The sequence below is a fragment of the Blautia sp. HCP3S3_H10_2 genome (genome assembly GCF_052122375.1).
Lineage (GTDB): Bacteria > Bacillota > Clostridia > Lachnospirales > Lachnospiraceae > Blautia_A.
Genome location: NZ_JBQKCL010000003.1, coordinates 264,220 through 277,326 on the forward strand (window position 1 = coordinate 264,220; position 13,107 = coordinate 277,326).

Consider the following 13,107-nt stretch of genomic DNA (forward strand, 5'->3'; position numbering starts at 1 on the left):
CCTTGCAGGAAATTGAAACTCCTGCAAGGCCTTTGAAATTTATTTCTCTGGAAACATCTTTCTGAAAATGAAACGGATAAACGGTCCGCAGTAGATGAGCTGCCAGAAGAAAGCAACTGGGAAGTTCATGAAGGTTGTCTGAAGCCATACAGCAACGAACTGGGAACCTGCATTTTTAAATAAAAGTGTAGCAATCAGGCTCATGATCGGGCACATGATGCAGCAGATCATAATGGAAATCGCAAGTATGATAACAATCGGTCTGTCCTGTGGTGTAACCATACGGAATGCAAGCTTGTGAGCAAGGTTATCTACAAAGAAGAATTCCAGGATAAATGCAACCGGCCACATGATTCTCATTTCACCGAAAGCCATCAGGAATACCTGGTTGCTCATCCCACCGATATTCAGGGAAATGTTGTAGCAGATCATGGCATAGACCATCAGGAAAGCCATCATCAGGGTAAAAATAACGTTTTGAAATTTTGTCTTTGGCATAAAATTGTTCTCCTTTTTCTAAAAATGGGTACAAAAAAGACACATGTGTTGTTCGTTATCAAGCGTACACTTGTGTCGTTTCCAATTTTATACCAGTTCTGTTTTGTTATTTAATTGTTTACCGAGTGACTATTATATCAGAAAATGTAGAAATTGCAATTAAAAAATATGTCCTTATAATGGGAAAATTTTGGTTGACTTTTCCAAAAAAGTAAAAAGGTGCAACAATGAACTTTGAAAACTAAGTTCTGTTGTTGCTCCTTTTCTTTCTTTCGTCAAAAGAATAACTAAATGAAATGACAGAAAGCAATTATTCATGGGAATCCAGCCATAAATCCAGCTGCCGCTGATTTTCCTGGATGATCTGTCCGATTCCGGCGTCACTTAAGAGCACGTTCATATTTTTTACAGCTCCCTTCACATCTGCAATCATACCGCATTCCAGTGGTGGCAGATATTCAGAAAGAACCCGCATTACAGCAGTGTATTCGGAAGCAACAGGTGTAACATCAAAGGTGTAGCCCAGAAGAGGACTGACTGTCATCTGGCTTTGGAAGTCCTTTAACTCCTGGTAAAAATCTTCCGTAACAGGCTGCCACTGATAGATATCCATGAAGTCTCCGAAAACGGAAAAATAACGGCTATACCCAATATTGTTAGCGGATACTTGCTCCGGGTAAGTGATGATGTGGTCACTGATCTTCTGATATTCCTGTCCCTCAATTCCATTCATGAGAAGATTGGAGATCTCAGAATTGGAATACATCAGATTGAGAAATTCCATTGCCTTTTCCGGATTTTTCGAGGTGGAGCTGATTCCCCAGCCATCCTCCTGAACCTGACTGGTGCGAAGAGGTGTCTGACTGGTGGTGGCAAACATATCTACGGAAAAAGAATAATTTTTTTCCTGCAGGGCTTCTTCTACTGGATTTACGGTAAGCCAGGTCATAAAGATTTCCTGATTCTGGAAAAGCTGGTTTACCAGCAGACCAGAAGTCAGGGAGTCATCCGGGATCCATCCGTTTTCTTTCCAGCGTCTTAGCATCTGGCAATATTCCAGGTATTCTTCTGTCTCAAATACATTTTTTATATCCGTTCCGGAATCACCGGAAACCGATACCCCGTTTGCATACATATTACTGCCTACTGGTACAATTGCAGGGAAAAAGGTTCCGAGGAGAACCGGATTATTGCTTCCGTCTCCTTGGGAAAGCAGATACTTTCCGTGAGTGTGCAGCGTGCTGGCAATGGATTCAATTTCTGCAATGGACACAGTTTCGGAAAGGTTTAAGCCGTATTTGTCTGCCATGTTCTGATTGTAGAGAAAGCCTGAATTTCCACCGCAATAAAGGTTCGCGGGGATGGCGTACGTCTGGTTATTGATTAAATTTGCTTCAAGAAGCTTGTCTGCCTTATCAAGAAGATCAGTTCCATATTGGTTCAGAAGGTCATCAAGGGGAAGAAGTGCTCCATCTGCAACAAGCTCAGAGAGTGAGATGGTACGTCCGGTATTGATGATATCAAGCTGGTCGTTCTGGGCAGACATCAGGCTGATTCTGGTTGCATGGTCTGCAATTGGGATATTTTCAATCTTTACGGTGCAATTGATCGCTGGAAGGGTGATCGCGCTGACGGCATCTTCCACAGCCTGAAGGTCGGGCATAGGGACATCCCCCAGGGTGAGATGTTCAATGACAATCTCACAAGAGTGAGAGTCCGTGGTGCTGGCAGTGGAAGAATTATGCAGCACAGCAGCGGAGCAGCCACACATAGGCAGAAAAGCGAGTAAAGTCAATTGTATTATAGAAATCCTACCGAAAATCTTTCTTGAAAATTGATTCTGTATAAATTGTTTGAATGAAAATTGTTTTCGCTCAAAATGAGCTATCTGTAATGTTTTTTTCTGTCTATATTTATTTTCCATATTGTTTCCTGTATTGTCCCGGACTCATGCCGGTGCTTCGTTTAAACACTTTCATGAAATAGGTGTAATTATAATAACCAAGCTGGACGCCAATGTTTTCAATGGAATTATCTGTGGAAAGCAGCAGTTCTTTTGCCTTAAGAATCCGTTGCTCGGTTACATATTCCAGTATGGACATATCTGTCTCTTTTTTGAAAAGACGCATCATATACTGGGGATTCAGGGAAACGCTGTCTGCAAGTTCGGAAACGGTAAAGGGCTCCGTCAGATTTTGCTGAATATAAGGGAGCACCTTCTGACGGATGATATCCCGGCCAGATTCCGGTTCCTTCGGGGGATTCTTTGAGGCTGTCCTGGTGCGGACATTTAGAGTTTCTACAGCTTTTTTCAGGCTGGTTTCCAGATCCTCTTCATCTACAGGCTTCAGCAGGTAATCCTGGCAGCCAAGCTGCATGGCTTTGCGGAGAAAACTGTATTCCGGGTGGCAGGTAAGCATGATGCAGACCATGGGATCTTTGCTGAATCTTGCATATTCCATGGCCCATTCCACCAGATCCAGACCGTTTTCACCTGGCATTTCGATATCACAGATAAGAATGTTTACGGGATTTTTTTTCAGAAATTCCTTGGCCTGGCGGACGGAATAGACGCCATTTACCTGGGAAATGCCGCAGTCCTGCCAGGCAATGTCTTCTATAAGTACTTCAACAGAAAATTCCTCATCGTCAAGAATGAGAGCTGAGTATGTATACATGACAGACCTCCTTGTATACTAAAGTAAGAGAAATTGGTAACAGCCTGCTGCGCTGTCCTCAATCGGACAAAATCTTCCACAAATTGTGACGCACATCTTGCAGAAAGTCTTTTGGGCGGCATGCTCTAGGGAAGCTCGGCCTGGTTCAGATGAATCGTAATCTCCACAACAGCGCCATGGGGTGTCCCATTATAGCATCGGATGTTGGCGCGGTTCTGATAAATAAGGGAAAGCCGCTCCATACAGTTATAAATACCGGTTCCCAGAAGTTCGTTTTTTACATGGGATTTCTGGTATTCCCCGATAGCCTCCAGAATTTCAGGAGAGAAGCCTTCGCCCTGATCCTGTATACATATCTGAATCACAAATGGTTCAATCTGTGTAGCCTGAATGCGCAGCATAATCTGATCGTTTTCGTCCTGGCCGTATTTCAAACTGTTTCCAACAAAGCTTTCCAACAGAAACGGTGGAATCGGAACGATATCAATTCCATTTTCGCATTGGATTTCGTAGTTTAGTTTTCTTGGAAAACGGATTTTCTGGAGATTAAGAAAATTCTCAATATGCTCCAGCTCTTGCCCAAGATTTACATAACGGGATTCCACATTTACCACATAACGGTAATATTTGGAAAGAAGCCGGATGATCTTCCGTGTGGCTTCCACATCCCGGTTGCTGTAGGTATACAGCGTATTCAGGGAGTTCAGGATAAAATGAGGCTGGATTTGCTGGGAAAGATAACGCAGCTTGGTTTCGTTCTGCTCCAGCTCCTGCTGGTAGATCTGAATCTGCATATCTTTTAACTGTTCCATCATGTGATTGAACTCTGTTTCGATTTTCTGAAACTCCAGACTGGCTCCAGGCGTTGTCTGGATGCGGTGGTCGATATCGCCGCCCGCAATCTGCTCAATGCCTTGTGTCAGACCTTTCACCGGAGTAAGTACCCAATGGGAAATGGCAAGGATGACACATAAGATCAGTAACAGGGAAAGGATTACCACAGCAAGAAAATTATGGGAGTACCAGTGCTCGGAAAGGGAAAAATCAGTATCTCCTAATATTCTGACAATGTAAACTCCAGGGTGGAGTACCTGGCGGGAAAGGGTAACCTGGTTTTGTTCTTTCACAGTTGTTCCCAGTGTTTCCCTGGAAATTGAGGTTATATTCTGTCCCTGTGCTGGATGATTCTGCCTGGAAGTCAGTACATTTCCTACAAAATCGGTGAGCAGGTATCCTGTATTGTCGGTCTGGAAATTGCCGCTTTCATTCTGACAGATATAGGAAAGCAGTGCATCATAGGAAATCCAGGCGCCGAGACAATAGCCGTCTTTTGGGTAAAGCCAGTACAGATAGTAACCGTTTTCGGTGGAAATTGTATGCCAGAGCCTGGCAGCCGTTTTTGTTTCCTCATTTTGAGTCGTTGCATCTTTGATAACAGTAGTCATCTGCGGGTTTACCTGATCGTTGAGAAAAAGCTCCTGATCCGGATAATAAACGAAGATGTTCTCCATAAAAGGATAGATTTCCTTTATGGAAGAAAGCTGTTCTTTTATACTGATCACCAGGCTCCAATGCTTCTGGGTGTCTGACTGGGGAAAGGCGGTCAGCTGATGAAAACTGCTGTTGTTAATAGGAAGATATAAAAGGGTTTCTTCCAACAGGTCAAAAATATGATCCATGGAAGAGGCGTATAATGCAAGCTCGTCTTCAGCCTTGGTAATCTGCTGCTCCTGCCAAGTGTCACGGGTAGTACTACCATTCAGATAGACAATGAAAATAACAGGAAGGACGATCAGCAGGATGACGATGGTGATCTTGCCGGTAAGTGTCTGGATAAAATGTTTCATGGAAATCCTCATAAAATAGTGAGTTTATTTACTATGAAAGTCCTGGACGGTATGAGTAAATAAGGCGATAGCCCAGATTACGAATACAGTCGGCGATTGCGGGAGCACCAAAGACGCGGTACAATCGACTTTCATTTCTAGTGATGTCTACGTAAGAAGACATGTCCATTTAATTATAAAGGTATAGCAAAATAGAAAATCCGTCAATAGAAAGTCATAATTGGAAAGGTTTCAGTCACTTCCGTACATTATATAAAGAAGAAATTGCTGATAAGATAAAGGTAACAAAAGGAAATGGAATGTGTTTGCATTCTGGAGTTTTTTATGCGATGAAAAGGAGCGAGAGAGAATGAAAAAGTTAATTGTACTGGCTATGACAGGTTCTCTTCTTCTGACCGGAAATGCGGTAAACGTGCTGGCAGAAGAAAACGTTGAGACAGTAGAAGAGGGTGCAACCGAAGCGGACAATGCAGCAGACGAAACCAATGCAGATTCTAATGAGGCAGAAGCCACAGATGAGTCTTCTACAGACGGCATTTCAAAATACCGTGCCTGCGAGCATACCAACAGCTATAAGCTTGCTGAGGACAGCCACGAGGCAACTGACACAGAGGGCGGTCTCCGTCATTATGTGTGCAGCGAGTGCGGAGCGGAGTATTCCTATCAGACAGATCCGCTGGTGTATGATGTAAACCCGAAAACAGGTGAGCCGGCAGACCAGTCTGGTGCAAGCAATCCTCTTCTTCCGTCCTGGGAATATGTACCGGATGGAGAACCGCATGTATTCTGGTCAAGAGATGATGAAGAGTGGCGCGTATATCTTTATGGTTCCCATGATAAAGAGGGAAAAAGCATGTGCAGTGCCGAGCAGGTTCTGTGGTCTGCGCCGGTTTATGATTTAAGTGACTGGAGATATGAAGGGGTGATTCTGGACATTTCAGAAGGAAACACCTATGGCGGAAATATGCTGTTCGCACCGGATGCAGAATACGATGTAACTACAGATACTTATTACATGGTATCCAGCCAGGTATTTGACAATTCTGTACTTCGTTCTTCCACAAGCCCGGCAGGCCCATGGGATCCGGAACAGGCTCTTCTTACCATTCCGATCAAGAACAGCTATGATCCAAGTCTTTATATCGAAGATGGAACGATTTACATGGCAGTTTCCAATATGACCTCCGGCTATGCGGATAACGAAGAAATCAGTAAAATGGTAGAGGAAGACAACTATACAACTGGTATGAAGCATGTTGCGTCTATCTACAAACTGGATGGAAATGCAGATGATGGTTACGAAATTGCAGAGACAACCTGGTGCCCAACCGATGAGCGCGGTTACCTGCCGATTTTCGAAGGTCCATCCCTAACTGGATATGTGGATGAGCTTGGTGCGTACGTCCTTCTTTATGTAAGCTATGAAGTTGGTGCTGACGGAGCATTCTATAATTCTGCTATTTCTTATGTATGGACAGATGACCTGATGAATGGAACCTGGCATTATGGCTCCAATGGAATTGATAATGATGTGGTAGGATATGACACAAGTGTGCTGGTCAGTGGAGATCACGGCAATGTGATTTCTGATACAAGTGGCCGTTATGTGAAGAATCAGGAAACCGGAGAGATGGAATTTACTGATTTTGCAACTTACATCAGTGGAAACAACCATGGTGGTATGGCAAAAGTAAATGGAAAATGGTATTTCTTCGGACATCGCCAGACGAATGCAAGCAATGCTTCTCGTCAGGCAATCGTAGGTCAGATCGGTGTTGGAACTGCTGAGGATGGAAGCCCTGTGATCACACCAATGGAATTTACCTCCTGTGGCGCAGCCGACAGCCTGGACGCATTTTCAACCTGGAATGCAAATGCTACAACCTATCTTCTTGAGGCAGAAGATCATGCGGCACCATCTACAGAAGCGAATAATGTACATAGTGACTGTCTGGCAAATGGGCCATACATTGTAGCAGACCGTGATCAGGAGGCTGTTCACACAACATGTGTTACCAACCTGAAAGATAATAACATTGTAGGTTATAAATATCTTGACTTTGGAGAAGCTGGAAATGTTGCCCTGAATCTGCTGGTATCCAAAACAGGAGACTGTGCAGATGGTACTGTTGATATTTATCTGGATGCACCGTCAGAGGACCAGGGTGGAACCCTTGCAGGAACAATGGAACTGACTGCTGACGCTGTAGAAAATGCAGAAAACAAAGAAGAGGGTTCTGACGGTTCCTCCTGGAGCTGGCTGAGCGCAGACTGCCAGCAGGAGATGTCAGGAGTACATGCAGTGTACTTTGTTTTCCATGGTGGAGACGGCAAAATGATCTGCAGCATGGATCAGTTTGGATTTGAGAGAAAGTAAAAGACACAGAAACACATTATGAAAAACTGAAGTATTTATAAAAAGGCATTGTGAAAGTTGTATACTTTCCCGATGCCTTTTTTGCTGTTGTACACTTTACAGCTAAAAATTGTTCAACGGAATCTTGTTTCGATTTTATGGCTTTGTACTATTTGCGATAAATTTATTACACTTTACGTCAAAAACACGCACATAAATTTCCGGATGTTATAATGACATCATAATATAGATCATGCTGTCTGCTGACTGGAAACGAAGAAAAAAGGCGGCAGCAGAGCAAAAACAATAAATGGAGGATGAAGGTATGAAAACAAAGCAGGCTGTAAATCCGTACCTGCCAAGCTGGGAGTACGTGCCGGATGCGGAACCACATGTTGTGGATGGGCGTGTATACATATATGGTTCTCATGATCTTTTTAACGGCTTGAATTTCTGTCTGGGCGATTATGTATGCTGGTCAGCCCCGGTAGATGATCTGGGAAATTGGCACTATGAGGGCGTTATTTTTAAAAGAGAGCAGGATCCGGCGGCACCGCGTATTCGTCTCACCAATGGTCTGGCAGCCCCGGATATGATTCAGGGACCGGATGGAAGATTTTATCTTTACTACTTCATGGGCGGCACCAAGATGATTTCTGTAGCTGTCTGTGATAAGCCGGCTGGCAAATACGAATTCTATGGTTATGTAAAATATGCAGATGGCACACCGATTGGAAAGAAGGGAGAGCCGCTGCAGTTTGATCCTGGCATGTTCATGGATGATGATGGAAGGCTGTATCTTTACAGCGGATTCGCACTTCAGGGAAATCCACTTCTGCTGGATGGTTCCAAGCCTACCGAGCATGGTTCGATGTGCTTCGAGCTTGATCCTGCAGATATGCTTACTGTGAAAATGGGACCGAAATATATCGGAATCGCCAGTGAGAAGGAAGCACCGGGAACCTCTTATGAGGGACATCCATTCCTGGAAGCAAGCTCCATGCGTAAATTTAACGGAACCTATTATTTCATTTACAGTTCTTTAAACAGTCATGAGCTTTGCTATGCAACAAGTGACAACCCTACAGAAGGTTTTGAATTTGGCGGTGTTCTGGTCAGCAACGGAGACATCGGCCTTCCTGGAATCACTGATGTAAAGAATGCGAGAAACTGCACCGGAAATACCCACGGAAGTCTGATCGAGATCAACGGAAATTATTATGTCTTCTATCACAGACACAGTAACCGCAAGCAGTCCTCCCGTCAGGCCTGTGCAGAACGTATCCGCTTTGAGGATGGGAAATTCTATCAGGCTGAGATGACTTCCTGTGGTCTCAACGATGGCCCGTTAAAAGGCAAGGGCAATTATCCAGCATACATCGCATGTAATGTGTATGGCAAAAAAGGCACCCGTTTCCTCAGCATGATCAAGCATCCGAAGTCAGGTCACCCTTATCTTACCCAGGAGGGAAAAGACCGTGAGCAGGGACCAGACCAGTACGTTGCAAACGTATGTGACGGAGCTGTTATCGGATACAAATATTTTGATCTGAGAGAGACTTCCAAAGTGCGCATTAATATTAAGGGAAAAGCAACTGGAGTTGTATATGTAACGACAGAAGAAGGCGGCAAGCCAGTAGCACAGATCCAGGTAAAACCATGCAAAGAGCAGCATGGATACGGAGCTGACATCACCGGACTTGGGGAGAAGGAAGCACTGTATTTCAGCTTTAAGGGAACTGGCTCATTTGACTTTATGTCATTTGACCTGAAATAAAATACATGATTTCAGGGGCAAAATTTTTTGCCCCTGGCATTAATACATTGAATGAATTAGGAAAGAGAGTTTTAAATAAAAACCTCAGGAGGCGAAACACTTGAACATTACAAATTTTGCAAAAAAAATTGCGGAAAAGCCGGTTTTTAAAACCAGGATCAAATCTGACCAGGTGAAGATCCCGGAAATGATCATCGGTTATTTCCTGGCTCCTTTTTGTGCCATGTTTGCAAACTCCATTTTCGGTGCTTATCTGAACCGCTATTATGTGGATGTACTTGGCTGGACCAAATTCGGAGCATTTGCCACACTTCTGCCGATCGTATCCGTGATCTTCGTAGTTCTTGGAAACTTAATGATCGGACAGTGGATCGATAATACCAGAAGTACCCAGGGAAAAGCAAGACCGTATCTGATTCTTGCTGCTCCGATGCTGATCGTGGCGATCATTCTTATGTTTATGACGCCAACAAAGGGCAACAATGCTATTCAGATGATCTGGATTGCAGTGTCCTATAACCTGTACTATGCACTTGCATATCCATGCTTTTACTGTGCACACAGCTCCATGGTTTCCCTTTCCACCAGAAATTCCGAGAGCCGTGGACTTCTTGCAACACTGTCAAATGCGGCTATGGTTGCTTCCGCAGGAGTTGGAGCCAGCATTATCGTGCCGATCCTTCTTCAGAGCTTCCTGTTCGTGACAAAGGATGGCGGAATCGATGTGGATGCCAGCTATGCACACTGGAGAATCATTTCCATCGTGCTTTGCCTTGTAAGTGCATTCGGTTGTCTTCTGGAGTACTATTTTACAAGAGAGCGTATTACAGAAGAGACTATAGACCTGAATGTAAAAGAAGAGAAGTTTCCGCTAAAAAAACAGCTGGAAGGCTGTATTCATAACAAATACTGGTGGATCATCATTCTCTATTTCCTGATCTTCCAGTTTGGACAGCTGATCAAGAACAGCTCCATGAGTTTCTATGTAAGATGGATGTTTGACAGTGTAATTAGTTCCTCAAATCCGGAACAGACTTCCGGTGCGCTGATGTCTACACTTGGTCTGGTTGGTGGAATTCCTACTGCTGTTGGTATGGTGGTGGCATGGCCGATCGCCCGTAAGCTTGGTAAAAAAAGAGCTGTTGTTTCCGGCCTTTGCTTCTCTGTTGTTGGCGGACTTGTATGCTTCTTAAATGTCCACAGCTTCGGAATGGTTGCAGCAAGTATGGTACTGAAGGGAATCGGAAGTATTCCGGCTATGTATGTAACCATGGCACTTCTTTCTGATGTATTGGATCATCTGGAAGCGAAGAATGGTTTCAGAAGTGATGGTTTTACAATGTCTGTTTACAGCTCCATTATGGTAGGTCTTAGCGGACTTTGCATTGGTGTGCTGAACAGCCTTCTTACATTTGCAGGCTACAGCAATACTGGTATTGCATGCAATCCGCAGACTCTGGAGATTATTGACAATGTGGCAAATTACACAGGCCAGGTGGTATACCGCCAGATGGGCGGTGTAGAGCAGGTGCTTGCATTTGCATTCCTGGCAGCAGACGTGATCACATATGCGATCGTTATCATTCTTATGAGCCGTCTGGATGTAGAAAAACACATTGAAGAGGATCAGAAAACAATTAAGGAAAACCAGAAAAAAGCAGCGGAAAGAAAGTAAAAAAGTACGGTTGCAATCCAGAATTTTCATTAAAATATAATTGTTTCAGAACCTGTTTCCTGTTATACTATTACTATCTTTAGTTAGTGTAAGTGATTCCGGCCTTCTGGTGCAGCGTCACTGTACCGGGAGGCCGTTTTTCGTAATTTTAGCGGGGGATTTTGAATTATTGTGTGTCTGTTTTTACAGACTATAGATAACAACGATCAACAGGACGGGTGAGAAACAATTATGATAAGAATTGCAATTGTGGAAGATGACCGGCATGACCGGGAAGCATTGAAAAAGTGCCTGAACCGTTATGAAAAGGAGAACCAGGTGAAATTCTCTGTAACGGAATTTCAGGATGGAGAAGATATTGTGACGGATTACACTGCCAGCTATGACCTTATTATTCTGGATATTGAGATGACTTTTCTCAATGGAATGAAAGCTGCCCAGAAAATCCGTGAACTGGATACAAATGTGATTATTATTTTTATTACCAATATGCCCCAGTATGCCATTGAGGGGTATAAGGTAAATGCGCTGGATTATATTCTGAAGCCTATTTCCTATTTTTCATTTTCTGAGATCATGGCGAGAGCTTTGACCCGGGTGAAAGCGCCGGAGAAAGAGTACATTACCATTGTGCTGAAAGGTGGAAAAAAGAAGCTGGACGTGGCAAGGATCTGTTACGTGGAGGTTCAGGATCATGTGTTGATCTATCATACGCTGGACGGTGATTTTGAGACGAAGGGCACCATGCGTGATACGGACAATCAGTTTGATCCGAAGAAATATTTTCGGTGCAATCGTTGCTATCTGGTGAATCTGGAATTTGTAGAGACTTATCAGGGCAGCGATATCATGGTAAATGGCGATACCATTCAGGTAAGCAGGAGCAGACGTAAGCCGTTCCTGGATGCTTTGAATGAATACATGAATGAGGTGGGAAAATGAGTGGCACAGTAGTTAATACTCCAGGGTATTACTATGCGATTTCTTATTTTCTGTCTGCATTAGTGATCGTTGTAGTGGACGGCAGATGGAAAGAGCGGAATGCACTGTGGTATCTGTACAATGTGCTGGGGTTTGTCAGCATTTTCTGTGCAATGTTTTTTACGGATGGAATCAAGCAGATTTTCTTCATCCCGCTTATGCTTTGTGTTTTTGGACTTATGTTCTTTTATATAAAAATAGCCGGAGAGCTTTCTTGGCGTGAGACTGGATTTTTCTGTGCGAAAGCATTTATTAGTGCGGAATTTGCGGCTTCCCTTTGCTGGCAGATCATATATTTTTACACAGGAGATTTCTCGATTTATGCAGCAGAGAAAGGGGAGACTGTTCAGATCATCTGGCGGGCTGTTCACATGTTTGTGATTTATGCAGTGCTTTATTCTCTGATCTATATGATCGAACGCTATTTGAAAAGGGATATAGAAGAATTGCAGATCAGCAGACGGGAGATGTTTGTTGCATGTATTGTAACGGTTATTGTGTATAGTATCAGTAATCTCAGCTATGTAGATGCAAACAGTCTTTTCAGCGGCGGAACTGCTATGGATGTGTTCATTATCCGTACCCTGGCAGATCTTAGTGGAATGGCAGTGCTTTACGCATATCATATCCAGGTGAAGGAGATTCAGCTGCGCTTCGAGAAGGACACCCTCCGGAGCATTATGAATATGCAGTACAGCAATTACAAGCTTTCTAAGGAAAGCATTGACATTGTAAACCAGAAATACCACGATCTGAAGCATCAGATCAATCTGTTGAAGAGCGGCGCCGATTCTGAGAAATCTGGGGAATATCTGGAGCAGATGGAGCGTGAGATCAAGATTTATGAAACCCAGAATAAGACAGGAAATAAAGTTCTGGATACCATTCTCACCAGTAAAAGTATGCATTGCCAGAGACATGGTATCGAGCTGAAATTCATGGGAGAAGGACAGCTTCTGAATTTTATGGAAGATATGGATATCAGTGCCCTTTTTGGAAATATGTTGGACAATGCCATTGAGAGTGTTGTAAAGATCAAAGAGCGTGAGAAGCGTCTGATCGCACTTCACGTGATCCAGGATAAACAATTTATTCGCATCCGTACAGAGAATTATTGTGAGGAAAACGTCCAGTTCCAGGACGGACTTCCCATTACGACTAAGAAAGATAAACGATTCCATGGTTATGGAATGAAGAGTATGAAGAAAATCGTGGAGAAATATGGCGGTTCGGTTGTGGCGGATAAAAAGGACAACTGGTTTGAACTGAAAATATTGATCCCGATGAGACGATAA

The 13,107-nt window shown here is 43.6% G+C and carries 10 protein-coding genes; 6 read left to right on the plus strand and 4 right to left on the minus strand.

Features of this window, described 5'->3' with window-relative positions; genetic code table 11:
- Positions 1-39: 39 nt before the first annotated feature.
- The 3 genes from ACTQWB_RS04615 to ACTQWB_RS04625 all read right to left on the minus strand — a co-directional run bounded on the left by ACTQWB_RS04615 (position 40) and on the right by ACTQWB_RS04625 (position 3,176).
- On the minus strand, positions 40-498 hold the full coding sequence (locus ACTQWB_RS04615) for a DUF2798 domain-containing protein (RefSeq protein ID WP_441500590.1): 459 nt from the start codon (positions 496-498) through the stop codon (positions 40-42).
- A gap of 310 nt (positions 499-808) precedes the next feature.
- Positions 809-2,161 carry an ABC transporter substrate-binding protein gene (locus ACTQWB_RS04620; RefSeq protein ID WP_441500591.1) on the minus strand — a complete coding sequence of 451 codons (1,353 nt, stop codon included), beginning with the start codon at positions 2,159-2,161 and terminating at the stop codon, positions 809-811.
- A 250-nt stretch (positions 2,162-2,411) separates the two neighbouring features.
- Positions 2,412-3,176 carry a response regulator transcription factor gene (locus tag ACTQWB_RS04625; protein WP_441500592.1) on the minus strand — a complete coding sequence of 255 codons (765 nt, stop codon included), beginning with the start codon at positions 3,174-3,176 and terminating at the stop codon, positions 2,412-2,414.
- Positions 3,177-3,209: 33 nt separating this feature from the next.
- On the opposite strand from ACTQWB_RS04625, the gene ACTQWB_RS04630 reads away from it, so the two are divergent.
- Positions 3,210-3,305 (plus strand): DUF6783 domain-containing protein, encoded by a 96-nt coding sequence (locus ACTQWB_RS04630; RefSeq protein WP_441500593.1) that lies wholly within the window; start codon positions 3,210-3,212, stop codon positions 3,303-3,305.
- On the opposite strand, the gene ACTQWB_RS04635 is transcribed toward ACTQWB_RS04630, so the two are convergent.
- Complete coding sequence (locus tag ACTQWB_RS04635) at positions 3,302-5,023, minus strand: sensor histidine kinase (protein WP_441500594.1); 1,722 nt, start codon at positions 5,021-5,023, stop codon at positions 3,302-3,304. The two genes, ACTQWB_RS04630 and ACTQWB_RS04635, sit on opposite strands and share 4 nt — an antisense overlap.
- A 349-nt stretch (positions 5,024-5,372) precedes the next feature.
- Here ACTQWB_RS04635 and ACTQWB_RS04640 point away from each other — a divergent pair, with 349 nt between their 5' ends.
- The 5 genes from ACTQWB_RS04640 (at position 5,373) to ACTQWB_RS04660 (ending at position 13,107) form a co-directional block, all read left to right on the plus strand.
- Positions 5,373-7,400 carry a family 43 glycosylhydrolase gene (locus ACTQWB_RS04640; RefSeq protein WP_441500595.1) on the plus strand — a complete coding sequence of 676 codons (2,028 nt, stop codon included), beginning with the start codon at positions 5,373-5,375 and terminating at the stop codon, positions 7,398-7,400.
- A gap of 304 nt (positions 7,401-7,704) precedes the next feature.
- On the plus strand, positions 7,705-9,156 hold the full coding sequence (locus ACTQWB_RS04645) for a family 43 glycosylhydrolase (protein ID WP_441500596.1): 1,452 nt from the start codon (positions 7,705-7,707) through the stop codon (positions 9,154-9,156).
- Between the two features lie 100 nt (positions 9,157-9,256).
- Positions 9,257-10,831, plus strand: a complete 1,575-nt coding sequence (locus ACTQWB_RS04650) for an MFS transporter (protein ID WP_441500597.1) — start codon at positions 9,257-9,259, stop codon at positions 10,829-10,831.
- A 231-nt stretch (positions 10,832-11,062) separates the two neighbouring features.
- Positions 11,063-11,773, plus strand: a complete 711-nt coding sequence (locus ACTQWB_RS04655; protein WP_441500598.1) for a LytR/AlgR family response regulator transcription factor — start codon at positions 11,063-11,065, stop codon at positions 11,771-11,773.
- Positions 11,770-13,107, plus strand: a complete 1,338-nt coding sequence (locus ACTQWB_RS04660; protein ID WP_441500599.1) for a GHKL domain-containing protein — start codon at positions 11,770-11,772, stop codon at positions 13,105-13,107. Before ACTQWB_RS04655 ends, ACTQWB_RS04660 begins: the two co-directional genes overlap by 4 nt.